Source organism: Pseudomonas sp. ANT_J28 (assembly GCF_008370005.1).
GTDB classification, from domain to species: Bacteria; Pseudomonadota; Gammaproteobacteria; order Pseudomonadales; family Pseudomonadaceae; genus Aquipseudomonas; species Aquipseudomonas frigoris.
This window is the reverse complement of sequence record NZ_VOBM01000012.1, coordinates 98,525-124,798: the sequence shown is the minus strand read 5'-3', so window position 1 is coordinate 124,798 and position 26,274 is coordinate 98,525. Positions and strand designations below refer to the sequence as shown.

The 26,274-nt window shown below is 59.3% G+C and carries 25 protein-coding genes and 3 pseudogenes; 21 read left to right on the top strand and 7 right to left on the bottom strand.

The features are described from left to right. Positions 1–9 precede the first annotated feature (9 nt). The 17 genes from FQ187_RS11045 to FQ187_RS10965 all read left to right on the top strand — a co-directional run bounded on the left by FQ187_RS11045 (position 10) and on the right by FQ187_RS10965 (position 13,665). Positions 10–666: an SCO family protein gene (locus FQ187_RS11045; protein WP_149629482.1), complete on the top strand. Its 657-nt coding sequence runs from the start codon at positions 10–12 to the stop codon at positions 664–666. Continuing rightward, entirely contained in the window at positions 663–1,301 is a 639-nt protein-coding gene (locus FQ187_RS11040; protein ID WP_149629481.1) for an SCO family protein, read from the top strand. The genes FQ187_RS11045 and FQ187_RS11040 overlap by 4 nt, the downstream gene beginning before the upstream one ends. A 9-nt stretch (positions 1,302–1,310) precedes the next feature. Continuing rightward, a complete protein-coding gene (locus FQ187_RS11035; protein WP_149629480.1) occupies positions 1,311–2,861 on the top strand; it encodes an ABC transporter substrate-binding protein in 1,551 nt (516 codons plus the stop codon). A 15-nt stretch (positions 2,862–2,876) separates the two neighbouring features. Further along, on the top strand, positions 2,877–3,830 hold the full coding sequence (locus FQ187_RS11030) for a peptidylprolyl isomerase (protein WP_149629479.1): 954 nt from the start codon (positions 2,877–2,879) through the stop codon (positions 3,828–3,830). Between the two features lie 223 nt (positions 3,831–4,053). After that, positions 4,054–4,587, top strand: coding sequence for a response regulator (locus FQ187_RS11025; protein ID WP_149629478.1), 534 nt, complete (start codon positions 4,054–4,056; stop codon positions 4,585–4,587). A gap of 84 nt (positions 4,588–4,671) precedes the next feature. Then, positions 4,672–6,378, top strand: a complete 1,707-nt coding sequence (locus FQ187_RS11020; RefSeq protein WP_149629477.1) for a GspE/PulE family protein — start codon at positions 4,672–4,674, stop codon at positions 6,376–6,378. Further along, entirely contained in the window at positions 6,359–7,162 is an 804-nt protein-coding gene (locus FQ187_RS11015; RefSeq protein ID WP_149629476.1) for a hypothetical protein, read from the top strand. The genes FQ187_RS11020 and FQ187_RS11015 overlap by 20 nt, the downstream gene beginning before the upstream one ends. A gap of 1 nt (position 7,163) precedes the next feature. Beyond that, positions 7,164–7,709: a PilN domain-containing protein gene (locus tag FQ187_RS11010; protein WP_149629475.1), complete on the top strand. Its 546-nt coding sequence runs from the start codon at positions 7,164–7,166 to the stop codon at positions 7,707–7,709. Next, positions 7,696–8,244, top strand: coding sequence for a GspMb/PilO family protein (locus FQ187_RS11005; protein WP_149629474.1), 549 nt, complete (start codon positions 7,696–7,698; stop codon positions 8,242–8,244). Before FQ187_RS11010 ends, FQ187_RS11005 begins: the two co-directional genes overlap by 14 nt. Continuing rightward, entirely contained in the window at positions 8,244–8,762 is a 519-nt protein-coding gene (locus FQ187_RS11000) for a hypothetical protein (protein WP_149629473.1), read from the top strand. The genes FQ187_RS11005 and FQ187_RS11000 overlap by 1 nt, the downstream gene beginning before the upstream one ends. Next, positions 8,759–10,588, top strand: a complete 1,830-nt coding sequence (locus FQ187_RS10995) for a secretin N-terminal domain-containing protein (protein WP_149629472.1) — start codon at positions 8,759–8,761, stop codon at positions 10,586–10,588. Before FQ187_RS11000 ends, FQ187_RS10995 begins: the two co-directional genes overlap by 4 nt. 2 nt (positions 10,589–10,590) lie before the next feature. Then, on the top strand, positions 10,591–11,064 hold the full coding sequence (locus FQ187_RS10990; RefSeq protein ID WP_149629471.1) for a type II secretion system protein: 474 nt from the start codon (positions 10,591–10,593) through the stop codon (positions 11,062–11,064). Between the two features lie 4 nt (positions 11,065–11,068). After that, a complete protein-coding gene (locus FQ187_RS10985; protein WP_129443236.1) occupies positions 11,069–11,443 on the top strand; it encodes a type II secretion system protein in 375 nt (124 codons plus the stop codon). Then, complete coding sequence (locus FQ187_RS10980) at positions 11,418–11,954, top strand: type II secretion system protein (protein ID WP_149629470.1); 537 nt, start codon at positions 11,418–11,420, stop codon at positions 11,952–11,954. Before FQ187_RS10985 ends, FQ187_RS10980 begins: the two co-directional genes overlap by 26 nt. A gap of 4 nt (positions 11,955–11,958) precedes the next feature. Beyond that, a complete protein-coding gene (gene csgE / locus FQ187_RS10975) occupies positions 11,959–12,351 on the top strand; it encodes a curli production assembly/transport protein CsgE (protein WP_149629469.1) in 393 nt (130 codons plus the stop codon). Beyond that, positions 12,348–12,767: a curli assembly protein CsgF gene (locus tag FQ187_RS10970; protein WP_149629468.1), complete on the top strand. Its 420-nt coding sequence runs from the start codon at positions 12,348–12,350 to the stop codon at positions 12,765–12,767. The genes csgE and FQ187_RS10970 overlap by 4 nt, the downstream gene beginning before the upstream one ends. A gap of 31 nt (positions 12,768–12,798) precedes the next feature. Beyond that, entirely contained in the window at positions 12,799–13,665 is an 867-nt protein-coding gene (locus FQ187_RS10965; RefSeq protein ID WP_149629467.1) for a CsgG/HfaB family protein, read from the top strand. Between the two features lie 79 nt (positions 13,666–13,744). Here FQ187_RS10965 and FQ187_RS10960 read toward each other — a convergent pair. Both FQ187_RS10960 and FQ187_RS30870 read right to left on the bottom strand, forming a co-directional pair. Beyond that, positions 13,745–14,230, bottom strand: a pseudogene (locus tag FQ187_RS10960) (MFS transporter); the annotation flags it as partial. Positions 14,231–14,303: 73 nt separating this feature from the next. Next, a pseudogene (locus FQ187_RS30870) lies at positions 14,304–15,167 on the bottom strand (outer membrane beta-barrel protein); the annotation flags it as partial. A gap of 8 nt (positions 15,168–15,175) precedes the next feature. On the opposite strand from FQ187_RS30870, the gene FQ187_RS29940 reads away from it, so the two are divergent. Further along, on the top strand, positions 15,176–15,340 hold the full coding sequence (locus FQ187_RS29940) for a hypothetical protein (RefSeq protein WP_178122701.1): 165 nt from the start codon (positions 15,176–15,178) through the stop codon (positions 15,338–15,340). A 60-nt stretch (positions 15,341–15,400) separates the two neighbouring features. Further along, a pseudogene (locus FQ187_RS30320) lies at positions 15,401–15,550 on the top strand (MFS transporter); the annotation flags it as partial. A gap of 53 nt (positions 15,551–15,603) precedes the next feature. Here the strand turns inward: FQ187_RS30320 and FQ187_RS10945 are convergent. From FQ187_RS10945 to FQ187_RS10925, 5 genes are all read right to left on the bottom strand, one after another. Then, the gene (locus tag FQ187_RS10945; RefSeq protein ID WP_256667296.1) at positions 15,604–17,646 is read right to left on the bottom strand and encodes a bifunctional DedA family/phosphatase PAP2 family protein; all 2,043 of its coding nucleotides are present in this window, start codon (positions 17,644–17,646) and stop codon (positions 15,604–15,606) included. A 72-nt stretch (positions 17,647–17,718) separates the two neighbouring features. Beyond that, a complete protein-coding gene (locus FQ187_RS10940) occupies positions 17,719–20,838 on the bottom strand; it encodes an efflux RND transporter permease subunit (RefSeq protein ID WP_149629466.1) in 3,120 nt (1,039 codons plus the stop codon). A gap of 21 nt (positions 20,839–20,859) precedes the next feature. After that, entirely contained in the window at positions 20,860–21,924 is a 1,065-nt protein-coding gene (locus FQ187_RS10935; RefSeq protein ID WP_149629465.1) for an efflux RND transporter periplasmic adaptor subunit, read from the bottom strand. Beyond that, on the bottom strand, positions 21,921–23,348 hold the full coding sequence (locus FQ187_RS10930) for a TolC family protein (protein WP_149629464.1): 1,428 nt from the start codon (positions 23,346–23,348) through the stop codon (positions 21,921–21,923). The genes FQ187_RS10935 and FQ187_RS10930 overlap by 4 nt, the downstream gene beginning before the upstream one ends. Positions 23,349–23,359: 11 nt before the next feature. After that, entirely contained in the window at positions 23,360–23,956 is a 597-nt protein-coding gene (locus FQ187_RS10925; RefSeq protein WP_149629463.1) for an undecaprenyl-diphosphatase, read from the bottom strand. Between the two features lie 266 nt (positions 23,957–24,222). Between FQ187_RS10925 and FQ187_RS10920 the strand changes: the two genes are divergently transcribed. Both FQ187_RS10920 and FQ187_RS10915 read left to right on the top strand, forming a co-directional pair. After that, on the top strand, positions 24,223–24,885 hold the full coding sequence (locus FQ187_RS10920; RefSeq protein WP_149629462.1) for a response regulator: 663 nt from the start codon (positions 24,223–24,225) through the stop codon (positions 24,883–24,885). Next, positions 24,882–26,222, top strand: coding sequence for an ATP-binding protein (locus tag FQ187_RS10915; RefSeq protein ID WP_149629461.1), 1,341 nt, complete (start codon positions 24,882–24,884; stop codon positions 26,220–26,222). The genes FQ187_RS10920 and FQ187_RS10915 overlap by 4 nt, the downstream gene beginning before the upstream one ends. The last annotated feature ends 52 nt before the right edge of the window (positions 26,223–26,274 follow it).

The window sequence follows — 26,274 nt, the reverse complement described above, 5'->3', positions numbered from 1 at the left end:
GAGTTCGACATGAACCGATTCGCACACCGTGGACTGCTGACGTTCTGCCTGTTGGCCGCCGGTATCGGCCAGGCCCTGGCCCACTCGGCGGATGAACACGCCGGTCACGAAATGCCGGCCAAAAGCGCCCGTTCGGAAAGCGCCCAGGTCAAGTTCGCCGACGTGGCGCTGGTGGACCAGAACGGCAAAGCGGTGCGCCTGGAAAAAGACCTGGTGACCAACAAGATTGTGGTCATGAGCTTCATCTACACCAGTTGCACCACGGTTTGCCCGGTGGTGTCGTCGATCATGGGCAAGGTGCAAAAACAGCTGGGTGCCCGGGTCGGCGGCGAGGTGCAACTGGTGTCGATCAGCATCGACCCGCAGCGCGATGACGCCAAACGCCTGAACGACTACGCCCGCAACTTTCAGAACGGCCCGGGCTGGAGCTGGCTGACCGGCAGCTCGCAGTCGATCAACGAAACCCTCAAGGGACTGGGCACCTTCAGCGGGGACTTCAAAAATCATCAGCCACTGATTCTGGTGGGTGATGGCAACAGCCGCCACTGGACCCGCTATTACGGCTTCACCGACCCGACGGTGCTGGCCCGTGAAGTGGAGAAACTTAGCGGTCAGCGCAACGCCCACGCCAAGCACACCGCCATCGCGATGGAGCAGCAGCCATGAGAGCCCTCGACTGGATCACCCTGATGGTTTGCTTTTGCCTGTTCAGTTCGCTGGCGTCAGCCCACGAAGGGCACGAAGGGCCGGCACCCGCGGTGGCCGCCGTTGCCGCACCGCCCGGCTTGGTTACGGGCACTGGCACCCGCGATGCGAAAACCTGGTTCACCGACACGCCGTTGCAGGACCAGAACGGCGAGATCCTGCGGTTCTACAGCGACGCGCTGCAGAACCGCGTGGTGCTGCTCAATGTGATTTTCACCCGTTGCAACGATGCCTGTCCGCTGATCACCCGCAAGCTCAAGGAAGTGCGTGAGTTGCTGGGCGACAAGGCGGGCGGCATCACTTTTATCTCCCTTACCAGTGATCCGCTGCGTGACACGCCAGCGGTACTCAAGGCTTACACCTTGAAGCAGGGCGTCGATGGCCCCCACTGGCTTTTTCTTACCGGCGACAAGGCACAGATGGACCTTGTATTGGGGCGCATCGGCCAGATCGTGCCGACCCCCGAGCAGCATTCAACACAACTGATCGTGGGTGACGTGGCCAACAAACGCTGGAGCAAAATCCGTCCCGATGCCCCGGCCGCCGCCATTGCCCAGCGCTTGCAGTTGCTGACAATGCCCGTGGCCGGTCGTTGAGCCCGCGCCATGAGAACTTCACTCGCTCTCGGCCTGCTACTGCTTGGCGGCCTGCATTTCGCCGCTGATGCGTTGCCGCTGAGCCCTAACGAAAGCGCCGGCAAACGGCTGTATCGCGAGGGTGTGTCCGCGAGTGGCGAGCCGATCATGGCGCGGGTCGGGGCGGCGGACATACTGTTGCCCGCCACCAGCCTGCCGTGCGCCAACTGCCACGGCGCCGATGGCCTCGGGCGGCCCGAAGGCGGTGTGCGACCGCCGGATCTCAGCTGGTCGCGGCTCACCAGCACTTACGGCCAGCAGCAAATCAATGGCCGTAATTACCCGGTGTATACCGAAGGCACGTTGGCGCGGGCCATCCAGGAAGGGCGTGATCCGGGCAACAATCGGCTCGACCCGGCGATGCCGCGCTTCGTCCTGTCGATGAATGATCAGCGCAACCTCACGGCCTACCTCAAACGCGTGGCCGAGGACCGCGACCCCGGCCTGACCCCCGACAGTCTGCACCTGGGCACCTTGTTGCCAAGCCAGGGGCCGTTGAGCGAGGAGGGCGCCACGGTGGCGGCGGTGCTCCGGGGCAGCGTGGCGCGAATCAACGAAGCGGGCGGGATTCATGGCCGGCAGATGCGCCTGACCATCGTCGATTCGGGCCCGGACCGCGCCAGTGCCGAGCAGGCGCTGGATCAATTGATCGAGCAGGAACAGGTGTTCGCCCGGATCGCGCCGCTGGCGCCGGCACTGGACTCGGACCTGGCCGCGCGCCTGGAACGGGCCGGCATTCCGCTGATCGGACCGCTGTCATTGCTGGGCACGGCGCAGGCCAGTCGGCAGATTTTCGAACCGCTGCCGGGGTTGCGCGAGCAACTGATCGCCCTGGCCGATTACGCCACCGTTAATTTACGGGTGATCCAGGGACCGACGCTGATCACTTACCCGGACGAGCCCAGTCAACGGTTGGCGGCGCAGAGCCTCGGCCAGTACTTGCAGGATCACGACTGGCAAAAGGTCAGTCTGAAAGCCTACGACTCGGCGCAAGACGAACTGCCACTGGGCTCGCGTTCGGTGTTTTACCTGGGCAGCGGCGGCGGTTTCAGTCGCCTCGCCGAGCGCTTGCAGGCGGCGGGGCAGGTGCCTTATCTGTTCGCTGCGTCGAACCAGGTGGCGGGTGATCTGTTGCAGGTGCCCAGTGATTTTTCCCGGCGGGTGTTTCTGGCTTATCCGTTCGTGCCCAGTGACTGGACGCTGGCCGGACGCCTGGCCCTGACCCAACTGCGCGAACGCCAGGGGCTCGGCGGTCAGCACGCGATGCTGCAAGTCGGCGCGTTCAGTTCGATGTTGCTGTTCAGCGAAGGCATGAAACAGACCGGGCGCGACGCCAGCCGCGAGAAACTCATCAGTGCGCTGGAAGGCCTGCATGACTTCGATACCGGGCTGACCCCGCTGATCAGCTTCGGTCCCGGCCGCCGCCTCGGTTTGCGTGGCGCGCATATCGTCACCGTGGACTTGCCCGGCCAGCGCTTTTATCTGGTCGCGCCCTATAAACCCATTGCCGCTACACCCTGACTGGAGGTCTCGATCATGCCGCTCAAGACTCTGTTGCTCCTGCTCACGCTGTGGGTTCCCGTGGCGTTCTGCAGCAATGGCCCGGCCGCCGCGCGGGTCAATGGCGAGGACATTTCCGCGTTTCGCCTGGAGCGTTATTTCGCCGAATACCTGGAGGATCAGGGCCGGGCGGTGGGCAGCATCCGCAACCCCAAGGCCTACAAGCAATTACGTCAGGCGGCACTGACAGCCTTGATTGACAAAGAATTGCTGTGGCAAGAAGCCGTCAAGCGCGGGGTGGTGGTCAGTGACGCGGTGGTGCAACGCCAGGTCGATCAGACCCGGCAGGCCATGGGCGGTGCCGACGTGTTCGCCCGGCGCCTGGAAGACGCCGGTTTCGACGAAGTCGGTTACACCGAGTACACCCGCCGTGAGCTCGCAGCCCAGCAAGTGTTTGCCGACCTCACGCAGGTCGCCGGGCCTGACGAAAAACAGGTCCGTGCGTTCTATGACGAGCATCGCGCAGAGATGAGCCGGCCGGAACAAATCCAGGCACGGCACATCCTGATCAAAGTGCCTCAAGGCGCGGATGCCGCCGCGGTTGAAGCAGCCCGGCTACGCTTAGAGAAAATGCGTGTGGAAATCAGTGCGGGTGAGGATTTTGCCAGCGTCGCCCGGGCCGGTTCCGAAGATGCTTCCGCCAGCGAGGGCGGTGATCTGGGCTATTTTCCTCGTGGACGGATGATGCCTGAATTCGAAGCGGCGGCTTTTGCCCTGGCACCGGAGGCTGTCAGTACACCGGTGCGTACACCGCTGGGCTGGCATTTGATCTACCTGCAGAACCACTTGGAGGCGACCGATGTCTCAGAGGTGCAAGGGCTTGAAATGGTCCGGGCTTATCTTGCCCGACAGCTACAGGCTCAAGCTCGTCTACAGGTTCTCGCGCAGCTGCGATCAAGCAATCGAATCGAACGGGTTGACGATGATTGAAGGTTCCCCCCCCCAATAGTGGGGAAATGCTTCAAGGTACATCCGAGTGCTTCCCCGCCTTTGGGGGATGGAGTTTTTGGATGAAATGGTTTTTTCATGAAAATCAAAGACGTACAACGGTAAAAAACCGGCGCTCAGCCTGGCATGAAGTGTGCGTTAGCCTCAGTGAAGGCGCGTACTCCCAGGGCTGGAACATCGGACCTGCGGTTTCAAGGAGTCGACCTTGTTAAACAAAGTACTGGTTGTCGAAGACGAACAGCTCCTTGCCGAAAACCTCAAGGATTACCTTCAGGCGCAAGAGCTCGACGTCCGGATTGCGCATAACGGTGCGGCGGGTATCGGTGAAGCCGAACAGTTTGCACCCGATGTGATGGTGTTCGATTACCGCTTGCCTGACATGGAAGGCTTTGAGGTGCTCGATGCTGTCCGCCAGAACAGGAAGTGTCATTTTGTGCTGATTACCGGGCACCCAACCGCTGAAGTCTGTGAGCGGGCCCGGCAACTGGGAGTCAGCCATATCCTGTTCAAACCGTTTCCATTGGCGGAATTGGCCCGAGCAGTCTGCGACCTTCTGGGGATGGAGCGCGAACCCAAAGCAGGCATGAGTAATTCGCAAGGTTTTGTCGAACGACGCCAGAGCAGGACCGAGAGTTTCCCGCTGCAGTTGTACGACGGCAGTTGGGTGCTGGCAGATCGTCGACGAAGTCTATCGACCTCCAAGGCACCAGGCGACGAACAATTGCTCACCGGGGAGTAGTGGCGCGACAAGACGTTCCGGCAATCGCCGCAATGGCCTGCCGCGTCGACAGGGCTCAAAGCCCCCGGCGTTGGAGAGCATGCCATGGACCGTCTATCCCTTGTCGTCGAACCGGCGCTGTTGGACTGTGTACCGTCTCGATTTTCCAGTGAGCAATTGGCCCAGGCACGCTCCCTGGCCGCCAGTTCCGGTGAACGGGTACTGGAAGCCCTCGGGGTGTTGTGCGAACTGGCCCCCATGCCCTTCATCCAGTGCCTCGGCGCGACCCTGCATTATCCGGTGCTCGACACCGACGCCCTGTTTCAAGCCACCCCGGTGTTCGACCGGGTTACCCTGGCCCAATGCCTCAAACGCGAATTCATCCTGCTGCGTCACGACGATGGGGTCATCGGCGTCTTTGCCGACCCCTTCGATACTTCACGCCTGGCCTGGATCGACGACTGCCTGCACGGCGCGCCGCTGTACCTGGTGCATGCCGACGACCTGAAGGCCTACCTGGCACGCCACGAAGAGAGCTTCCACGCCGTGGAATCTCTTAACGCCCAGGCCGACGCCAATATCGAAATCGATACCCTGCAAAGCCTGTCCCTGACCAGCATCAGCGAAGACGCCAGCGTCGTCGTCAAACTGGTCAACTCGACCCTCTACGACGCGCTGAAAATGCACGCCAGCGATATCCATCTGGGCACCACCGGCAGCGGTCTGGTGATCAAGTACCGGATCGATGGCGTGCTGAACAACATCAGCAAAATCCAGGGCAGCGAATTCGCCGAGCAAGTGATTTCCCGGGTCAAGGTCATGGCCGAACTGGACATCGGCGAAAAACGCGTGCCTCAGGACGGTCGCTTCAAGATCGGCATCAGCGGCCGGCAGATTGACTTTCGGGTGTCGATCATGCCGAGCATTTTCGGCGAAGACGCGGTGCTGCGGGTCCTCGACAAACAGGACCTGGCCGACAAGGTCTGCGGCGTGCAGTTGCAAGCCCTGGGCTTCGAAGAAGAAACCCTGCGCCATCTGCGCCGGCTGGCGGCCGAACCTTACGGCATGGTGCTGGTGACCGGCCCCACCGGTAGCGGCAAAACCACCACGCTGTACGCGATGATCACCGAGATCAACCACGGCGTGGAAAAGATCATCACCATTGAAGACCCGGTGGAATACCAACTGCCGGGCGTGCTGCAAATCCCGGTCAACGAAAAGAAAGGCCTGACCTTCGCCCGTGGTTTGCGCTCGATCCTGCGCCATGATCCGGACAAGATCATGGTCGGTGAAATCCGCGACCCCGACACCGCCCAAATCGCCGTGCAATCGGCGCTCACCGGGCACCTGGTGTTCACCACCATTCACGCCAACAACGTGTTCGACGTGATCGGCCGATTCACCCAGATGGAAATCGACCCTTACAGCCTCGTTTCGGCACTCAATGCGGTGCTGGCCCAGCGCTTGATCCGACTGGTCTGCGCCAGTTGCAGCGCGCCGAGCTACCCGACTGACGAAGAACTGCGCGCTTCGGGCCTCGACCCGCAACAGGTCGATCACTACCACTTCGTCCATGGCAAGGGCTGCGGTCATTGCCGGGGCACTGGTTACCGCGGGCGTACGGCGATTGCCGAACTGCTGCACCTCGACGACGAGCTGCGGCAAATGATCGTCGAGCGCCAACCCATTTCGAAAATCAAGGCCCTGGCGTGCAGCCGTGGCTTGCGCCTGTTGCGCGAGTCGGCACTGGAGCTGGTTGCAGAGGGGCGGACCACGCTCGAGGAGATCAATCGTGTCACTTTTATCTCGTGATCGTTTTGTCGCCGTGCTCGGCGCCAGTGGTGTCGGTCTGGGCCAGCGCCGTGGCAGTGAAACCCTGTGGCTGGGCAGCGTCGGCTTTATCGACGAAGGCTTCCATGCCTGGGCCGTGGCGCTGGAAACCCTCGACCGTCTGCTGGGCGAACACACCCGTCCTGGCGCCGAATTGAGTGTGGTGATCTCCGGGCACTTCAGCCGCTTCTGTCTGGTGCCCTGGAGCGAACAGATCAGCAGCCCTGCCGAATTGCTCGGGTTTGCCCAACTGTGTTTCGAAGACCTTTACGGCGTACCGCCGCAACCCTGGAGCATGGTGTTGTCCGCTGAGCCGGCGGGTTATGACCGGGTCGCCACCGCGCTGCCGCAGGACTTGCTGACGCATCTGCGCACGCTGGTCACGGGTCGTGGCCTGCGCCTGCGTTCGGTGCAGCCGTACCTGATGGCGGCGTTCAATCATTTCGATAAAAGCTTCGACGCCGGCGACTTCCTGTTCGTGGTCGCCGAGCCAGTGCGCAGTGTGTTGCTGCTGGCCCGGGAAGGGCGCTGGGCGGCGGTGCGTTCGGTCGGCAGCAGCGACAGCGACGTCGCGCTGACCGCGTTGATCGGTCGTGAAATCCAATTGCAGGCGTCCACCAGCGAGCGACCGCTGAATGTTTACCTGCACGCGCCGGCACGCATTGACTCGCACCCTGACGTACCCGGTGTGCACCTGCGCACCCTCGAAGAAGGCCGGGCATCCGTACGCGATTGTTTGTACGTCATGTCCCGGGCGGTGGCCTGACATGCGCGCCCTGATGCTCGACTTCCAGCCGCGCCGTCGCTCGGGCCCTTTGGGCTGGAGCCTGCTGGTCGGTGGCGTGGTGCTGACGCTGACCTGCGTGCTGGTTCAGCAGCACCTCAGCGAACAGGCCGCGCAACAGCAAGGCCACTTGCAAACCACTCAGCGCGTACTGACCGGCGACACGGGCGGCAAAGTCAGCCTGACCCCGGCCGAAACCCGCGAACAGGCGCACAACCTGGCCGAGATGCGCAAGGTGTCCCAGCAATTGCGCCGGCCATGGGAGCGTCTGTTCGCCATGCTCGAAGCCATGCCCCGGGACGACATTGCCTTGCTGACCCTGACGCCGGATGCCCGCAAAGGCCTGGTGCGAATCAGCGCCGAAGCGCGGGATCTGGAAGCCATGCTCGACTTCCACCGCAGCCTCGAAGCCAGCGACGAGCTGTCCGATGTGTCGCTGCTCAGCCACGAAATCGTCGCGAACGTGCCGGAACACCCGGTGCAATTCAACCTGTCGGCTAGCTGGGAGATCGGCGATGCAAATCCCTAGATTGATCGTCCACGAATACCTGCAAGGCTTGGGCATTCCCGGCCTGGCAGGGCTGACGATGTTGCTGTTGGCGCTGGTGTATGGCCTGGTGGGCCTGATGCCGGACTGGCGGTCGCTGCAAACACTCAGCCAGCAGACGCGCGAAGCCGGCGAGTACCTGGCCAAAGTCGAAGACGGCAGTGTTGCCGCTCCGGTGGTGCCGCAACGTCAGCTCGACGATTTCCGTAGCAAGTTGCCGTCCCAGCCGCAGGCCACCGTGGCCATCGACAAGATTTACGCACTGGCGGCTCAGGAGCACATCACCCTGGCCCGTGGCGAATATTCCCTGGGCATCGACCCCAAGACGCACCTGGCCCGTTATCAGATTCTGCTGCCGGTGCGCGGCAGCTACCCGCAACTGCGGCGCTTCCTGCATGCCTTGCTCGGCCAGTTACCGGCGGTGGTGGTGGAGGACGTGGAGTTCCAGCGTAAAAAAATCGCCGACACCGACCTGACCGGGCGGATCCGCATGACCCTTTACCTGTCGAGGTCATGATGAATACCAAACGCGCAGTGGGTTGGGTGGCGTTCTTCGGTGTGGCGGCGGCGCTGACCTGGTTGCCTGAATACTTCACGTCGTCAGAGGAGGGCGATGCTTCGGTGGCTGTCGTGGCCACCCCGACCAACAGCAAAACCCGTGGTGTGCTGCCCGCCGCGTCCGCCGGTAAAACATCGGCAGTGGTCAAGGACTTGAGCCCGGCTGGCGACTTGTTCGCCGCCCGCAGCTGGACGTCTGCGCCGCAGCTCGCCACCGTCACCGAACAACCCGTCAACCTGACCCCGGAGGTGCAAGTCCCCACTGCACCACCGATGCCTTTCCAGTTCATTGGCAAGCTGAATGACCGTTCCGACCTGCAAGTGTTTTTGCAGAGCGGCGAAAAAATATACGTCGTGCGCAAGGGGGATGTGATCGACGACACCTGGCGGATCGAGGGGATTTCCGACATGGAACTCAGCTTTGTCTATCTGCCTCTGCATTTGTCTCAGACTTTGTCTGTGGGGAGCGCGCAATGAACAGATCCCGTTTGCTGATGAACCTTTGTTTTTGTGCCGGACTGGCCGCGTGCAGTTCGGCGCAGGTTGCCAAGCAAGAGGCGACCGACCTGATGGAGTCGGGACAGTACGAAGCAGGCCTGGCCCGCATCGAGGAAGGGCTGAAGGAAAACCCTCGCAACACCGAGCTGCACCTGGCCCTGAACAGTGGCCGTGCCCGTGCAGTGACGGCGCTGTTGACCCAGGGTGACATGGATCGCGCCCAGCGTGATTTCGCGTCTGCCCGCCAGGCTTTCGGCCGGGTGTTGACCATCGAACCGAACAACCGCCGTGCCCAGGACTCGCTGCGCCAGCTCGATCACATGCGCAGCCTGGATGAAAAACTCGAACTGGCCCGTGGTGACCTGCGTCGCGGCGATATCTACGGCGCCGACCGCCAGGTGAAACAGATCCTCGAACTGGACCCGAAAAATGAAGGGGCCCTGGAGTTGCAAAGCAATGTCCGACTGGTACAAAGCCGCAACGTGGTCCCGTATCCACAACTGCGGACCCGTCTCGATCGGCCGGTGACCCTGGAATTTCGCGAAGCCAACCTGAAAACCATCTTCGAAGTGCTGTCGCAGGTCGCCGGTTTGAACTTCATCTTCGACAAGGACCTGCGCCCGGACATGAAAGCCACCATCTTCGTGCGTGACGTGCGCATCGAAGACGCCGTGGAACTGCTGCTGCAACAGAACCAGCTGCACCAGAAAGTGGTGAACGAAAACACCCTGCTGATCTACCCGGACTCACCGCAGAAGCTCAAGGATTACCAAGAGCTGGTGATGCGCACCTTCTACCTGACCAGCATCGATGCCAACACCGCGCTGAACATGATCAAAACCATGCTCAAGACCCGCGATGTGTTCGTCGACGAACGCCTCAACACACTGACCATGCGCGACACCGAAGACGCGGTGCGCATGGCCGAAAAATTGTTGCAATCCCAGGACCAGTCCAACCCTGAAGTGGTGCTGGAAGTGGAGGTGATGGAAGTCGCCACCCAGAGGATTCTCGACCTTGGCCTGCAATGGCCGAACACCTTCGGCGTGGTCAACAGTGATGGCTCGGCCGTGACCCTGCTTGACCAACTCAAAGGCATAAACTCCAGCCGGATCTCCATCTCGCCGTCGCCGCAGGCCAAGATCAACGCCCAGGACAACGACATCAACACCCTCGCCAGCCCGGTGATTCGCGTCAGCAACCGCGAACAGGCGCGCATCCACATTGGTCAGCGCGTGCCGATCATCAGCGCCACCTCGGTGCCTTCGACTCAAGGGCCGGTGATCACCGAAAGCGTCACCTACCTCGATGTCGGTCTTAAACTTGAAGTACAGCCGACCGTGCACCTGAACAACGAAGTGGCGATCAAAATCGCCCTGGAAGTGAGTAACGCCACGCCACTGGAGCCGACCCGCCAGGGCACGATTCCGGTTCAGGTCGACACCCGCAACGCCCAGACCACCCTGCGTCTGCATGACGGCGAAACCCAGATCCTCGCCGGCCTGATGCGCGACGACCATGGCGCCACCGGCAACAAAATCCCCGGCCTTGGCGACATTCCAGGTCTTGGCCGCTTGTTCGGCAGCAACAAGGACACGGTCGGCAAGTCGGAGCTGGTGCTGTCGATCACGCCGCGGATCGTGCGCAACCTGCCGTACCAGAGCCCGTCGGACATGGAGTTCACCACCGGTACCGAAACCAGCATGCACATCCAGGCACCAGACCGTGGGATGGACTCGACGAATCCCACAGAGACCCTCGGTACTCCGGTTGCATCCACCCGCGTTGTCGTCGAGAAGCCTTGATCATGAACGCCTCGCAACGCGGTTTTACCCTGATCGAAGTCGTGGTGACGCTGGCCTTGATCGGCCTGCTGGCTGGCATGGCTGCGCCGCTGACCGAGACCGTGGTGCGCCGGGGCAAGGAGCAGGAACTGCGCACGGCGCTGTATCAGATTCGCGATGCCATCGACGCCTACAAACGTGCGTTCGACGCTGGCTACATCGAGAAATCCCTGAACAGCAGCGGCTACCCGCCGAACCTGCAAGTGCTGGTGGACGGTGTGCGCGATGTGCGCAGCGCCAAGGGTGCCAAGTTCTTCTTTTTACGGCGCGTGCCCCATGACCCGCTGGCGCCGGTCAAGCGTAACGACGAAGGTGGCTGGGGCATGCGCTCCTACGACAGTACGGCTCAAAACCCGCGCGAAGGCGAAGACGTTTTTGACGTTTACTCCAAGGCGCGCGGCAAGGGTCTCAACGGCATCGCCTACCGGGAGTGGTGAGATTATGCGTCGGGAAAAGGGTTTTACCCTGCTGGAACTGATGGTGGTGATGGCAATCATCGCCACCCTGATGACCATCGCCTTGCCTCGCTATTTCAACAGCCTCGAGGCCTCGAAAGAGACCACGCTGCGCCAGAGCCTGTCGGCCATGCGCGAAGCACTGGATCACTACTACGGTGACACGGGGCGTTATCCCGACTCCATCGAACAGTTGGTCGAGCAGCGTTACCTGCGCAACCCGCCGATGGACCCGATCGCTGAACGCAAAGACCTCTGGGTGCTGGTGGCGCCGCCTGACGGCGTCCCGGGCGGAGTCGCCGATATCAAAAGCGGGGCCACAGGGAGGGCGCGTGATGGCAGCCTTTATTCCGAGTGGTAAGCCCTCGAACGAGGCCGGCTTCACTTACCTGGGCGTGCTGTTTCTGATCATGTTGATGGGCATGGGCCTGGCCAGCGCTGGCCAGTTGTGGTCCACCGCGTCGCGCCGTGATCGTGAGCGGCAGTTGCTCTGGGTCGGCACTCAATACGCCCAGGCCTTGCGCAGTTATTACCGCAGTTCGCCTGGCCTGGCCCAGTACCCCAAAGAGCTGGCGGACCTGATGCAGGACGAGCGTTTTCCGTCGCCCAAACACCACTTGCGCAACCTCTACCCGGACCCGATTGGTGGCGGCGAATGGACGTTGATGCGCGGGTTCGACGGACGCATCACCGGCCTCAACAGCCCCTCCACGGACACGCCGCTCAAGCAGGCGGATTTTCCCACTCAATGGTCGGACTTCACCGGCATGGCGAGCTACAAGGACTGGCAGTTCGTGGCCGAGAAGGCCTTCCTCGATGGCGCGTCCGCGCCCAAAGGCCAATCCCAAACGCCTCAGGCGTTGGGGCGCTGATGCCATGAACAGACACTGGCTAGCGGCCCTGGTCCTGATGCTGATGACGTCCTTCGTGTCGGCTGGCGAAGAAGACGAAATGATGGGTTTTATCGTCGACGACACGATCTCGCACATCGGCCACGACTTTTACTACTCGTTCAGTGAACGCCTGCGTGCCACCAGTCCGATGGACTTCAACCTGGTGGTGCGTGAACGACCTTCGGCACGCTGGGGCAGCCTGGTGACCGTGGAATATCAGCAACGATTGGTTTATCGGCGCTTCCTGCCGCCGAACACCGTGGAGTTGAAGGACGAGGCCTATGAGGCTGCCGATCTGGTCCGCGTGCAGATCGTCCAGCGCAGGCTGGAAACCTTGTTGCAGGACACCACCGACCTTGAGAGGGACGAACTATGAACACTGGAACTTTCTCGAAACGCGCGGGCATGTGGTTATTAGGGTTGAGTAGCTGCGGGCTGGTCCAGGCCACGGAGCTGGTTTACACGCCGGTCAACCCGTCGTTTGGCGGCAACCCGTTGAACGGGACCTGGTTGCTCAATAACGCCCAGGCGCAGAACGATTACGACGACCCTGACTTGAAGAACCGTACCAGCGCGGCCGGCACGTCGGCCCTGGAGCGCTTCACCAGTCAGCTGCAATCACGGCTGCTAGGGCAGTTGATGGACAACATCTCCGCGGGCAATGCCGGGAGCCTGACCACCGACGCTTTTGTTGTGAACGTTATCGACGACTCCGGTGCACTGACTATTGAAGTGAACGACCGAGCGACCGGTGAAGTTTCCGAAATCCAGGTGAATGGCCTGGCCCCTTGACGGGGACTTGGATCGATGGGGAGTCAAGGACATGAAAAAAATAATAGCGCTGGGGCTGATGTTGGCGGCATTACAAGGGTGCAGTTTGCGCGAGCCGATGGGGGCCGAGCAGGACACCGAATCACCGACCCTGACACCGCGGGCGTCGACTTATTACGACTTGCTGAACATGCCACGACCCAAGGGCCGGTTGATGGCGGTGGTGTATGGCTTCCGGGATCAGACCGGGCAGTACAAACCGACCCCGGCCAGTTCGTTTTCCACCAGCGTGACCCAGGGCGCGGCGAGCATGTTGATGGATGCATTGCAGGCCAGTGGCTGGTTTGTGGTGCTGGAGCGTGAAGGGCTGCAGAACCTGCTGACCGAGCGCAAGATCATTCGCGCCTCGCAGAAAAAGCCCAATACGCCGGTGAATATCCAGGGCGAGTTGCCACCGTTGCAGGCGGCCAATTTGATGCTTGAGGGCGGGATTATTGCCTATGACACCAACGTGCGTAGCGGCGGGGAAGGGGCGCGGTATCTGGGGATTGATATTTCCAGGGAGTATCGGGTGGATCAGGTGTCGGTGAATCTTCGTGCTGTCGATGTGCGCAGTGGGCAGGTGTTGGCCAATGTGATGACCAGCAAGACGATTTACTCTGTCGGGCGCAGTGCGGGGGTGTTCAAGTTTATCGAGTTCAAGAAGTTGCTCGAAGCCGAGGTTGGCTACACCACGAACGAGCCGGCGCAGTTGTGTGTGTTGTCGGCGATCGAGTCGGCCGTTGGGCATTTGCTGGCGCAGGGGATTGAGCGGCGGTTGTGGCAGGTGGCGGGGGATAATTCTTCGCCTGACAATAATGCGACGCTTGACCGCTATTTGACCCAGAACAAGGTTGTTCCTGAAGGTGAGGAAGAGTGAGCCGAGGCGGCCTTCGGGCCGACCTGTTCTTGCGGATATACCTGGAACCATGTGGGAGCGGGCTCGCTCGCGAAGGCGGCAGCAATTGGGTAGCGACGATCGGTGACAGACCGAGCCCTAACAGGGGGAAGAAAGCCTGTTGGATGCCGATGTTCATGCCCAGTCGCTTTGGGTGGGAAGCCTTGGCGGTGGCGGCGATAGAGGTCCGTGTGAAAGCCCCCTCGGCGACGCCCATGACCGCGCGAATCAGCAACAGCGCACCGACACCGGTCGCCAGGCCGGACAAGCCAGCCAACAACGAAAACATGATCACAGAAGGAATGATCACCTTGCGCCGCCCGATCCGGTCGGACAGCTGCCCTATGAAAATCGAGGAAATCCCCCAGGCGAGCGCCAGCACCGCAGAGATGTTGCCGAGGTCCTGATAGTTGAGGTTGAGATCACGCATCATCACCGGGAACAGCGGCAGAATGATGAAGCGATCCAGGCCGACCAGACCGAAGCCCAGCGCGAGCAGCGCGACGGCTTTCCATTCGTAAGCCGAGTCCCATTTCTTGTTATTCATGGCAGTTCTCCGCCCTTGCGGGCATGGGTGGACAGGGCGCCGACGAGCGTCGACGCACAATGGAAGGGTCAGAATAAACCAGGGCCTCTACCAGCCCGGTAATTTGCGTACGGTCGCGGCCGTTGCCGTAGATGCGGTCGTGGTCAAGGGGCTCGAACCAGTCGTAGCGAAGTTCGGGACGCAGGCTGACGTTTTTACTGACGTCCCAGCGAAAACCGACGGTCAGCGCGTTGAAATCACCCCGCGCGGTGCTGGTGCCCGTGGGGCGAGATCCGTGCGGTGGGTGCTTGTACGTCGTCGATGTTATGGTTTTCCTCGTCGCCCTCCATGAACTCATAGTCGACCCAGGTACCCATATCGGCGGTGCGCCAGCGCAGTGCCCCCATAACTGATTTGCCACTGTTGTTGTTGTTGTTGTTGTTGTTGTTGTTGTTGTTGTTGTTGTTGTTGTTGTTGTCGCGCAAATTGTTCCAGCCTTGCACCACACCCAGCTCGGCCCCGAGCAGACTGCTTTCGCCATTGAACAGACGAGTGCTGGCAAGGACGCCGGATACGGTGCTGGGCTCCGTGACCAGGCGTAGGTCTTGCTGGCGAACGGGTTGCGTGCCTCACGGATATTCGGCGGAATCTCGTAGCCGATGGCCGGACCGAAGATCCCTGCCATTACACTGATGCCAGGACCGTAGGGCATGTACATAGAGGCGAACAGGTTCGGCGTGGCGACGAATTTCTGCTTGTGGCGTTTGGCAGAGTCGGGGTCATCGTCACCGGGTGAGTTGGCATCCCAGTGCATATCCCAACCGAAGGTACGGGCGAACTGCCCATTGCGCCCATAAAGGGTTTCCATGCTGAAACCGAAGGAAAACTGCTCCGGGCTGGGTCCCGGCAGTGGTGTGACGCGGGGAATGACGTTGGCAACCAATGGTTTGTCGACAAAGCCTGTACATGCAAGGACGCGAGGGCGAGCAAACCCGCACCGAGCATTTTTTTGCCGATGGTCAAAATAACCTGCCTCTTTTTATTGTTTTTATTGCCGGTGTCGCGAAATCGTCACGCGTGTTTTTTCACGAGCGAGCGATGCCCGTGGCGGGCCGTTGCCGGCCCGCGTGAAAGCGCATGCGTTCAGATGGTGTAAAGGATTAGCGCCGGTCGAGAAGGCTCTTCAGCAGGCTTCATATGGGATTCAGCCAAGGCCTTCTTGCCTCGCTGGTAGCCGATGAAGCGCCTGGAAAACTCAAGGGCACTGCGTTAGGCATTTTCAATCTGGTCAGTGGTGTATGCATGCTGATCGCCAGCGTTCTTGCGGGCTGGCGATGGCAAAGATTGGAAGAGTTTCGATCTGTTCGAGCAGCTCACCGGTTGAACAGAGCGTGTCAGTGATGGGTAGGCTCATCATGGCGAGCTAGCAGGACTTTGCCATCCCAATTCTCATCTGCCGTCTCTGGGATTCGAGGCAGGAGTCGCCCATCCTCAAAAGCAGTAGTTAGCGTGCCCCGTGGTGCGTTCACATCCGGCTGTGTCGACGTCAACGTGACGAGGGATAGGGGATGATAGAAACGCTCCTCCACAACCGAGCCCATCCACAGCGGTGAAGTACGCCCGTTCGTGAGCTCGAAATCGACGACCCACACTCGAAGCACGAGGCGCGAACTGGTAAGTGCGCCACCACTATTCGGTCGAACGAGCGTCAGACTGGGGAGGCGACCACTGGCGAAATGTGGAATTACCGGAAGACCTGCAGGGTCTGTCTGGACGGAAAGCCAGTTCAGGGCACTAAACGGTGTCCAGTCCGCTGAGTCGCGCCACCCGTTGTTCTGCAGGACATCTTGCAACTCCTTCAGACCACCGGCCCACTGGAACGTCAGCGGCTCATTCGTCTCGCCCGTCAGATTGATACGCCGCGCCGGCAGTTGCTGCCAACCCGATGTCCACCAATCGGTGGCGGCCATGGTTGGGGTTTGTACGATGACAGCATAGCGCTCGGTGTCGGTCGCATGGCTACGATAGATATTGAGTCCTCCGGCGAGAATCAGTGCTGAACATCCGGCGGCGAGCAGGCCCATTGGCTCAATGCGTCCGGCTTGGCGCCCCAGGTAGGACAGTCCAAGCAGCGCCAGCCACGCCGACCCGAATGCCAGCCCCCCGAGCACATCGGAAAACCAATGCGCACCGAGGTAGAGGCGCGAGAATGCAATCAGAAATATCAGGGTTGCTGCGCCGAGAGCGACCACGAGGCGCCATGCCGGGCGGATCTCACGCGCGATGAGGAAGGCGAGGAAGCCGTAGAGCACGACATTGACTGTGCTATGGCCGCTGGGGAAGGAAAACGCGCTCCACCCGGAGTAGAGAAGCTCACCGGGTCGAGCTCGATGCAACGCCACTTTGATGACCGTGTTGAGCGCCGAAGCGCCGGCAATCGCCACCAGCCAATAGAAAGCTGTACGCCAGGCGCGCTTCCACATGAGCCACAGCAAGACAACAATCGTTACCGCCACCACGACCTTGGTGTCGCCAAGCTCTGTGATGGCGATCATCACCGCATTGCCTGGCGTTGTGCGAAGATCTTGGAGGGCGCGGTATATCGCGCTGTCTGCGAGCAGCAACGGGTCACCGCTGACGACGTCTTCAAGAACACCGAAGAAAAGCCAGGCTGCACCGACGAGAAGCACGGCCGACAGTGTGAGAGGCCACGCTTCGGGCCGTGAAGGATCGAGCAACCGGGTGAGACTGCGGCTCAGCCAAGTGTCGTGGGTGCCGGCCCAGCTCCGCAGCCGCTCCACTGCGACGATGAGGTAGGGGATGCCTCGACGCAACGTCCAGCGCACGAGATGCAGGCCCGCCCAGCCCGTCGCGACTAGTACGACCAGCAGGATCGCGAGCGGCTTTGCAGCCGCACCGAGAAAGCTGAACGTTGCGCCGACGAGCACACCGGGCAGGATATGCGACGGCGCCCAAGCGAGCGCCGAGACAACATTGACGGCATAGAACCGACTGACCGCCATTCCCATCATGCCGGCGAGGAGCGGAATGAAGGCGCGGACGCCCGGTACGAAGCGCGCGAGAAACACGCTCTTGGCGCCGTGACGCTCGAAAAAGGCCTCGCTGCTCTGAATCAGTTCAGGGTGGCGGTTCAATGGCCAGAAACCAAGAATCTCGCGGTGGTATCGGTGTCCGAGCCAGAACGAAAGACCATCACCCGCGATGGCACCTAACGTGGCGGCGACCAGCAACGGCCAGAGCAATAACACGCCACTCGGCACCAAGGCACTGAGCGCGAGGATCACGGCAGTGCCTGGAACGACGGCACCGATGATCGGGATTGACTCGGAAAGTGCCAGAAGAAACACCGCCAGATAGGCAACATGCGGATGCGCCGTGAGGAACTCGATGACCGATGAGACCAGGGACGTCATCATGCATGGGCTGCCTATGTAGTACCGGTGATTAAGCAATCAAGATGCGCCTCTTCTCGTGAGGTCGCACAACCGTTATGACGCAGTTGCCACGTCAGCGGGAAACTCCTCGGTGCGCTTTTCAAAACGTCCAAAATGCAACGCCAGGGTCGGCAACACCAATAAATTGAGTGCTGTCGAGGTCACTAACCCACCCAGGATAACGATAGCCATAGGCCCTTCGATTTCATTGCCAGCAGCGCCACTGGCGAGTGCCAAAGGCAGCAGCCCCAAAGCGGTCACCACGGCGGTCATCAGGATCGGTACCAGTCGTTCGGCGGCGCCCCTTCGAGCCGCTTCCGGGCCCCATGTCAAACCTTCTTCATTCACCAGGTGTGAGTAATGCGAGACGAGCATGATGGAGTTGCGCAGCGTGATCCCAAACAGCGTGACAAACCCGACAAGCGATCCCAATGACAAGTTTCCACCGCACACCAACACGGTCACTACACCGCCTACTAAGGCGAAAGGCAGGTTCACGAGGACTAAGACCAACGCACGCATACTTTTGAGAGCGAGGAACAAAAGCAGCACGATCCCAATGATGGCTGCCGCTGTGTAAACCAGTAAGTCCTGTTGTGATTGCGCACGTGCTTGTTCCTCACCAGCAAACAAAACATAGGTTCCCTTGGGGAGAGTGACCTCCTTGTTGATTAGCCGTTGAGCCTCCTGAACGAAGTCGCTCACCGCACGGCCATGTACGGCGGTCGAGACGGTTTGCAGGCGTTGACCACCGCTGTGCATGATTTGGTAACGACTGGTGGTTTGAGTGATCAAGGCCAGTTGATCAAGCGGCACCGTTGTTCCGGTTTTGTTGCGTAGCAGCAGTGACCCGACTGTCGCGATGCTGTGGTGGGCCGTCGGAGTTAACGAAACGGTGACGTCATAAGTCTGGTTCCCCTGATAGATTTGGCTAGCGGTCACTCCGTCATATGCCACTTGAATCGCCTCCATCACATCGACCGGCTCAAACCCCCAATGGGTCAACTGCTCAGGCCGCAGCCTGATGGTCAACTGCGGTACATGCTGGGCGGACTCAACTCTCAGGCCGATGGTGCCTGGGATTCGACCTATTACCTGGGCGATTTCCTGGGCTTTGCTGTCCAGCACATCCAGATCAGGGCCAAAGACATTGATAACGACCGGCGCGGTGACACCGGAGATGCTTTCGTCCACCCGTTCAGTCAGGAATGTATTCACCGACGTCGTCAGCCCTGGGAAGCTGGCCAATACGTGTTGGATACGTGCCACGGCCTGGGTTTCCTCGGCGGCGGACAAACTATTCAAATCCACCTCGAACTCACTGACATGGACGCCGGTCGGGTCGACCACTTCACTGGCTCGCCCTGCGCGTTGCGCTACCAGTCGCACGCCGGAGACTGTGCTCAGTTCCTGCGCCACACGGTCGCCCACACGCATGGATTCGGTCAAAGAGGAGCCAGGGGCCAACGCCATATGGATGAGGTAATGTCCCTCCTTCAATTCCGGTATGAAGTTACCGCCAAAAAACGGCAGCGCGGTGATCGCCACCGTGCAGAGAATGACGATCATCCAGACAATTGTCCGAGAGTGCGACTCGATGCTGGCGAGTAATTTCAGATAACGAGCCTTCAGACGCTGCACCAACTTTGGCTCGTCCGATTGGAGTGGCTTGGCGGTCAACAACATAAACGCCAGCGCTGGCGTGACCGTCAGGGCCACTACAAGGGATGCCAAGATCGCCAGGATATAGGCGAGCCCCAAGGGCGCGAACAGTTTCCCGGCGATCCCTGACAGTGCCAGTACGGGTAGGAAAATCAGCGCAACAACCAGGGTGGCATACACCACGGCACTGCGGACTTCGAATGAGGCGCGCAATACAACCAAGGCCGCTGATACGGGATGCTCCAGCGCTTGATTTTGGCGCAGTCGACGGAAGATGTTCTCCACGTCGACCACGGCATCGTCCACCACCTCTCCCAAGGCAATGGCCAGGCCGCCCAAGGTCATGGTGTTGAGGCTCACACCAAAGTGATGGAGCACGATCACCGCCGTTAACAAGGACAGCGGAATTGCCGTAGCCGAGATGATCGCAGTGCGGATATTGAGCAAGAACAGAAACAGCACCAGGACAACCAGCACGCCTCCCAATAGCAGTGCCGTCTGCAAGTGACCAATCGCGGTTTCGATAAATCTGGCTGGGCGGAAGATGTCTGGATGCAGGCTCACCTGTTCCGCTTCGAGCGCAGGTTTCAAACTGTCCAAGGCGCTTTCCACTTCACTGGAAACGCTCATCATGTCGGCGCCGTATTGGCTTTCCACCATCAGCGACACCGCTGGCTTACCCTCGATTGCCGCCGCACCCACTGCGGGAGCAGGCCCATAGGCCACCGTGGCGACATCGCCCAGGCGTACGGCGATACCCTTCTGATAGTTGAGCACCGTTTGCGCCAACTGCGCTGGTGTAACGGTTTGACCCTCGGTATTCAAGACGATGCGCTGGTTATCGGTTTCCAGAAAACCCGCGCCTCTAACCCCCGTTGCGCGCTGGGCAGCGCTCAACACGTCTTGAAGAGAGAAACCGTATTGCACCAGCTTTTTGGGATCTGCCTGAATCTGAAACTGCTTTAGATCGCCACCAAATACGATCACGTCCGCCACACCGGGCACGCGCAACAATTGCGGTTTGATCGTCCACTCTGCCAGTGTGCGCATCTCCATCAGCGAGCGGGTGTCGGAGGTGATACCCGCGACCAGGGTGACGCTGGTCGAAGATGTTAGCGGCAGTAGCGCGGGTGTTTTGACCCCGTGCGGGAGAATACCGGTGAGGGTACTGAGTCGCTCCGCAGCCAGTTGTCTGCCTCGGTAAATGTCAGCTCCATCCTTGAAGGTCAGCGTCACCATGGATAGCCCAGGCAACGATTTGGAGCGCATGCTTGCAAGCCCGAGGGTGCCACCCATTGCATTTTCGACCGGCTGGGTGACCAGCATTTCAACCTGTTCGGACGATAACCCTGGGGCTTCGGTTTGAATCACGGCCAGAGGTGGCGCGAACTCGGGGAAGACATCTTGCCGGGCCTGAGTCAGGGTGTAGATGCCATAACCTGCCAGCAGACAAGCGAGGGCGATAACGACCCCACGGAAGCGGACAGCGAAGCGGATAATTGAATTCAACATGATGTATTCGCTGCCGTCTGGTTAGTCGTCACATTCGGGGTCTTTGCAGGCCGATGCTGTGATGGGTGGACGCTGTTCTTCGGATAACAGCAGTTGCGCACCGTGCACCACGACACGATCACCGGACTCAAACCCGGTGCTGACCAGGTATCCATTGTTATAAGGACTTTGGTCTGCGACAGGACGGCGAGTGAACCGGTCTTTGGCAATTTGCACATACGCCCACGGCTGCCCACCAAACCATAGGATGGCTGCTTCAGGTATGACGAAACCGGTGCTATCTGGTGTGGGCAACGGTAAGTAGGCAACTACTTTGCTACCAACTGGCAGAGTCGCCGCTGCTCGGTAGAGGTAGGCACGGCCTTCAGTCGAAGGGTCGACTTGAGGCGAGACTGAAATAAGCTGAGCCGTTTCCCGATGATGCTCGCTGGACTCAACTGAGATCAGTTCAGGCGCGACTAAATCAACCCCGAGGGGAAGAACGATGCGCAAAAGCATTTCCTCGCGGCTCAACAACTTTTGCAGTAGAGGGGCGTCCTGCGCCCCAATCATGCTTGCCAAGGGAGCACCAAATTGTTGGCGCGCGTTGTTGTGTATCGACCGTATGCTGGCACCAGCAGCCTGTAACTTGGCCTTGTCTATATTCCAAGTGACTTGCGAGGCTTGCAGCACCTTCAAGGACACGCTCTGGTTAGCTTTGTACAGCGCGACGTTGCGCTCATATTCCTGGCCAGAAGCCGAAGCGGCAGACTGTGCTGTTGCTGAGTCTGCTTGAGCCATTGAGTAACGAGTGCTTAGATCATTAAGCCCTTGCACATCAAGTACACTGCCGTAAGCAAGATGTTCCACTTGATGCTTGGACGCAGAGATCGGCTCACTCTGGATGCCACTGATTGTCTGGGTCGTTTCATCCAGCGTGACGATGGTTAAACCTCCTTCAGTAGTGACCCGTGTAGGGGGCGCTACCGCAGTTACAGGTGCAACCTGCATGGCTTGATAGGAGAAAAACCCTATGGCGCCTAATCCGACAGCGGCTACCACAGCCAGGGCGATCCGTGAGGTTTTGTTACGAAAGGGTGTGTTCATTTTCGAATGACCGCCTCGGTTGACTGGGCGTGCAATGGGATTCCATCGAGTGGTTGCTCGATGGCATTTTCAAGTTGACTGATGGCTTGCTGGACTTGAACCACTGCATCCACATGGATCATTGCATCGACATTCACGGCACGGCGCGACCGTGATAGCGCCAGTCGGTCTATCGCGCCTAAATCAAAGGAACGTTGGTCGGCTTGAAAGGCGGCTGTTCGGGTCGCCCCCAGGGTATCGGTGAGCGCGAGGTTTTGCGTGGCCAGGCGATAGTGCAGTAGAGCGCTGTCGGTCTGATTGATCGCTTGGTCTTGAAGGGCTTCGACGTGGATGGCGGCTTCCTTGCGGCGCGCTTCGGCCTCCGCGATAGGCCCTTCATTACGGTTGAATAGGGGGAGCGTGATGCCTGCCGGTGTAACGCTGTACTTGTTCACCCCTTGGTCGAACGAGTACCCGAGCCCGAGTGACAGGTTCGGATATTGCCGTGCAACTTCCAGTTGGAGAGCGGCTTGGCTCGCTTCGTACTCGGCCAGGGCGCCCAGGATGTCAGTGCGATTCAGAATGGTTTGACGGCGGGCGGTGTTATCAGGGATCTGCGGAGTCAGGCTCTCGAATTCACTCAGGTCTAGCTTGATGGGCTCAAGAGCCCTGAGAGGAATCCCAATGGTCTGAGCGATCAGTGCTTTGGCGTCCAGCATCAGCTTTTCGTTACTAGCCAAGTCGCTACGATCACGCTCCAGAATGATCTGCTCCTGGCTCAACTCGAACGTCGAGGCCGACCCCAACGTAAGCTGCTTCTCCAGCATGGTCACTATGTTCTGCTGGATGTCGACCTGACGCTCGATAATCGCGTGGTGCTGGCTGGCAGCGTAAAGGTCAAGCAACGCGCTGCGAAGACGACTTCTGATCTGCCAGGCGGTTTGACCGATATTCAGACGGGCAGCGTCTGAGAGTTGTTGCGCTTGCGCCACTCGATACCCACGTTTACCAGCAGTTTCAATCGGGATGTCGAGGGCCAGTCCGTACGTCCACGGTTTTATCGGCTGATCGGCGTACTGCAGTGGCAACGACAAGGACGGATTGGGTCGTTGATTCGCCGTTTCTGTCGCCGCCTCACCGCTCGCAAACCTGGCGCGCACTGCGTCCAGCTCAGGACTGTAGTAGTAAGCCGCCAGCGTTAAGGTGTCCAGATTCCAGGGAGAGGTAGTGTTGGGGCGGTGTGCAGTGATAAAGCGATGAAGCGTTGGATTAGTCAGAGAGCGCTCTTCATAGGCAGCCATCATTTTCTGAGGCGCCAGTGGTTGCGGTTGATAACTTGCACAGCCGGTGAGCAGCACTACCACAGTGATAAAACAATGTTTATGCATTAGCATTTTCTTCGAAGCCAAAGTGGCGGAGCGAGCAGGATTTCGCGAATCAAGCATTGCCTCTCCCCCTACTGGTGAGCGTCGCGTCGATTGGCTGTTGGCATAACTCGTTGATATAGGCGCTCAAGAAGGTCGAGCAGACGCTCATCAAGATGTCTCCAACTCAGTAATTGCGGTAGCCACCACGCGCTTATCAACGAGACCAGCAGCGACCCGGCAATATCGAATGGAAAATGCACGCCTAAATAGACACGTGCCCAGCCGACCAATGTGCCCAGCAGCAGAATCAGCACGCCAAGCTTGCGCAGCGATGCCAGTATCAGAGCCACTGCTAAAGTGAACATCACAGTGGCGTGATCGCTGGGGAACGAGGACTCAGGAGCGTGCACTAGGAAGTTTTGTCCTAGCCCCAGCATGAAGGGACGCGGATGGAACCAAAGGCTACTGATCAGCAGATTGCATCCAAGCGCGAACACGATGCTCAGCGTGGCGGTAACTGCAGCGGTTCGGTGGTGGCGTGTGCCTCTGAGCCACAATCCGATCAGCAATAGCGGTACACCTGTGATGAGCCACTGCGCCAGAAAAGTCGCCAGTAGTCGCATTTCCGCCGAGGAGTGCACGCTGGCGTTGATAGCCAAGAACAGAGTGCGATTGAGCTCTTCCATGGGGAGACCCGTTCAGGAGACTAGGAAGCACCACATTGTGATCATGATGCGAGTGATACGCACCATAGTGGTTGCTTCCTTAAGTCCAGCTTAAGGGTGACGCTGGCAGTCTTATCGCCCTTGGAGGCCCAGTGGTCGCGGGGTTGAGTTAAGAGGTCTGATAAATCATCTATGAAATGGGCGCGATATGCGCGGAGTCAAGACTTCGGCACACTGTGTGGTACTCCAGTGAAGCGCTGACTGATGTGAGGAAAAGGGATCAGGCGATGCGAATATTACTTGCAGAAGATGACTCTATGATCGGCAGCGGCTTGCAAACAGGCCTGCGCCAGGAAGGGTACACGGTGGATTGGGTCACGGACGGCAAGGCCGCTGTCCTCGCATTGGAAACTACCCCGTATGCGTTGCTGCTACTCGACCTGGGACTTCCGCGTCAGGATGGCATGGATGTGCTCAAGGTTCTGCGTCAACACGACGAGACTTTACCGGTGATTATAATTACCGCCCGCGACTCGCTACCAGATCGGGTAGCCGGTCTTGATCACGGCGCTGATGATTACCTGGTAAAACCGTTTGCCATCGAGGAATTGGTTGCACGCATCCGTGCCGTCAGTCGCCGTCAGTCCGGGCGTGTGCAGACGGAACTCCGAGGTGGCCCGTTGCGCCTTGATCCGGTACGACACCTGCTATGGTTGCGTAACGAGCCAGTCAGCCTGTCCGCCAAAGAATATGCGCTGTTGCACGAGCTGATGAAGGAACCGGAAGCGGTGATCTCGCGCGAGCAACTAGAGGATCGCCTGTACGGTTGGGGAGATGAAGTGGGCAGCAATGCGGTGGAAGTTCACATTCATAATCTTCGTAAAAAGCTCGGGGCCGAGGTCATTCGCACTGTTCGAGGTGTCGGTTATCACATTGGAGAGGATGCATGAGTTCACTCCGCCGGCGTCTGCTGTTATGGCTGCTGCCAGCCACTTTTTTGGCTGGGCTGCTGGCAAGTGTTGGCACCTATTGGGGGGCCGTCCTTGAACTGGATGATTTGCTCAATGAGCAAATGCGTTACATCGCAGAACATATCAGTGTGGATCCTGGTGAGCACATTGCACTGACGGATACGAGGGATAAACCCAGTCCACTACGTGATGATAATGCTGACGAAGTGCTGCTTCAGGTTTGGAATGCAGGAGTTTTGAGCATTACGACCGACTCGGCACTGATGCTCCCTCCACCGATGCAAACTGGACTGAGTGATGTTCAGGTCGGGGATCAAACGTGGCACACATTCGTCAACCAGCGAGGCGACAAGGTTTTCCGCGTAGCCCAGGCGCAAAATAAACGCTGGGAAGAGCTGGCCGGTTTAGCGGTGCACTTACTGTGGCCAGTAGTGTCACTGATTCCCTTTCTGGCCCTGTTTTTGTGGTTTGGTATCAGCTACGGACTGAAACCACTGAAAACAGTGGCGACAGAACTTTCGGAGCGCAACGTGAATAGTCTGCAGCCTATCGCTTCGAAAGAATTACCTAGTGAAGTCAAACCTCTGGTCGATGCCCTTAACGACTTGCTGGAACGGCTGGCGAATGCCTTCACCATGCAAAAACACTTCATCGCTGATGCCGCGCACGAGCTACGAACACCAGTGGCGGCACTGAGCATTCAAGTAGAGCTGGCACAGCGGGCCACTCAAGATGCAGACCGGGCGGTATCGCTGTCAGAGGTACAGGTGGGTGTCACGCGTCTGACTCGTCTGACACAACAGTTGTTGACCTTGGCTCGTTTGGAGCCTGATGCGCAATCACCAGTCATGCAGAGCGTCGATTTATCCGCTCTATGTAAGTCGGTGATCAGTGATCAGGTTCGTAGGGCTGAAGCCTCTGGTATCGACCTCGGTCTGACTGAACATGCTGCATCGAGCATTTCGGGGGATCCCGAAACGCTACGTATCCTGCTCAATAACCTGGTAGACAACGCTATTCGTTACGCAGGTGCTCAGGCAAAGATTGATGTGACAGTACGCGAGACCGCCCAAGGGATCGTGCTTGAGGTTTGCGACAACGGCCCGGGAATAAATGCGGGGGAGCGTGAGCGGGTACTTGAGCGATTCTATCGAGGTAATAATCAACGCGGCTCTGGCAGTGGACTCGGGCTTTCAATTGTTAAAACGATTGCAGAGCAGCACAGAGCACAGGTCGTACTTGATGCTGCACCCAATGGCTTCGGACTGCGGGTACAGATCATTTTTCCGTCTGAATCGGGAAAATGTGCAGAGTAAAAAAGCACTCTCTAAAAGGCTCAGTGCGATGAGATAAGGAGTGCTGGAACTT

What these genes read in the sequence shown, in the direction of transcription:
- FQ187_RS11045 (WP_149629482.1), top strand. Translation starts at nt 10, where the DNA reads ATGAACCGATTCGCACACCGTGGACTGCTGACGTTCTGCCTGTTGGCC.
- FQ187_RS11040 (WP_149629481.1), top strand. Translation starts at nt 663, where the DNA reads ATGAGAGCCCTCGACTGGATCACCCTGATGGTTTGCTTTTGCCTGTTC.
- FQ187_RS11035 (WP_149629480.1), top strand. Translation starts at nt 1,311, where the DNA reads ATGAGAACTTCACTCGCTCTCGGCCTGCTACTGCTTGGCGGCCTGCAT.
- FQ187_RS11030 (WP_149629479.1), top strand. Translation starts at nt 2,877, where the DNA reads ATGCCGCTCAAGACTCTGTTGCTCCTGCTCACGCTGTGGGTTCCCGTG.
- FQ187_RS11020 (WP_149629477.1), top strand. Translation starts at nt 4,672, where the DNA reads ATGGACCGTCTATCCCTTGTCGTCGAACCGGCGCTGTTGGACTGTGTA.
- FQ187_RS11010 (WP_149629475.1), top strand. Translation starts at nt 7,164, where the DNA reads ATGCGCGCCCTGATGCTCGACTTCCAGCCGCGCCGTCGCTCGGGCCCT.
- FQ187_RS11005 (WP_149629474.1), top strand. Translation starts at nt 7,696, where the DNA reads ATGCAAATCCCTAGATTGATCGTCCACGAATACCTGCAAGGCTTGGGC.
- FQ187_RS11000 (WP_149629473.1), top strand. Translation starts at nt 8,244, where the DNA reads ATGAATACCAAACGCGCAGTGGGTTGGGTGGCGTTCTTCGGTGTGGCG.
- FQ187_RS10995 (WP_149629472.1), top strand. Translation starts at nt 8,759, where the DNA reads ATGAACAGATCCCGTTTGCTGATGAACCTTTGTTTTTGTGCCGGACTG.
- FQ187_RS10990 (WP_149629471.1), top strand. Translation starts at nt 10,591, where the DNA reads ATGAACGCCTCGCAACGCGGTTTTACCCTGATCGAAGTCGTGGTGACG.
- FQ187_RS10985 (WP_129443236.1), top strand. Translation starts at nt 11,069, where the DNA reads ATGCGTCGGGAAAAGGGTTTTACCCTGCTGGAACTGATGGTGGTGATG.
- FQ187_RS10980 (WP_149629470.1), top strand. Translation starts at nt 11,418, where the DNA reads ATGGCAGCCTTTATTCCGAGTGGTAAGCCCTCGAACGAGGCCGGCTTC.
- csgE (WP_149629469.1), top strand. Translation starts at nt 11,959, where the DNA reads ATGAACAGACACTGGCTAGCGGCCCTGGTCCTGATGCTGATGACGTCC.
- FQ187_RS10970 (WP_149629468.1), top strand. Translation starts at nt 12,348, where the DNA reads ATGAACACTGGAACTTTCTCGAAACGCGCGGGCATGTGGTTATTAGGG.
- FQ187_RS10965 (WP_149629467.1), top strand. Translation starts at nt 12,799, where the DNA reads ATGAAAAAAATAATAGCGCTGGGGCTGATGTTGGCGGCATTACAAGGG.
- FQ187_RS29940 (WP_178122701.1), top strand. Translation starts at nt 15,176, where the DNA reads ATGCAAGGACGCGAGGGCGAGCAAACCCGCACCGAGCATTTTTTTGCC.
- FQ187_RS10945 (WP_256667296.1), bottom strand. Translation starts at nt 17,646, where the DNA reads ATGATGACGTCCCTGGTCTCATCGGTCATCGAGTTCCTCACGGCGCAT.
- FQ187_RS10940 (WP_149629466.1), bottom strand. Translation starts at nt 20,838, where the DNA reads ATGTTGAATTCAATTATCCGCTTCGCTGTCCGCTTCCGTGGGGTCGTT.
- FQ187_RS10935 (WP_149629465.1), bottom strand. Translation starts at nt 21,924, where the DNA reads ATGAACACACCCTTTCGTAACAAAACCTCACGGATCGCCCTGGCTGTG.
- FQ187_RS10930 (WP_149629464.1), bottom strand. Translation starts at nt 23,348, where the DNA reads ATGCTTGATTCGCGAAATCCTGCTCGCTCCGCCACTTTGGCTTCGAAG.
- FQ187_RS10925 (WP_149629463.1), bottom strand. Translation starts at nt 23,956, where the DNA reads ATGGAAGAGCTCAATCGCACTCTGTTCTTGGCTATCAACGCCAGCGTG.
- FQ187_RS10920 (WP_149629462.1), top strand. Translation starts at nt 24,223, where the DNA reads ATGCGAATATTACTTGCAGAAGATGACTCTATGATCGGCAGCGGCTTG.
- FQ187_RS10915 (WP_149629461.1), top strand. Translation starts at nt 24,882, where the DNA reads ATGAGTTCACTCCGCCGGCGTCTGCTGTTATGGCTGCTGCCAGCCACT.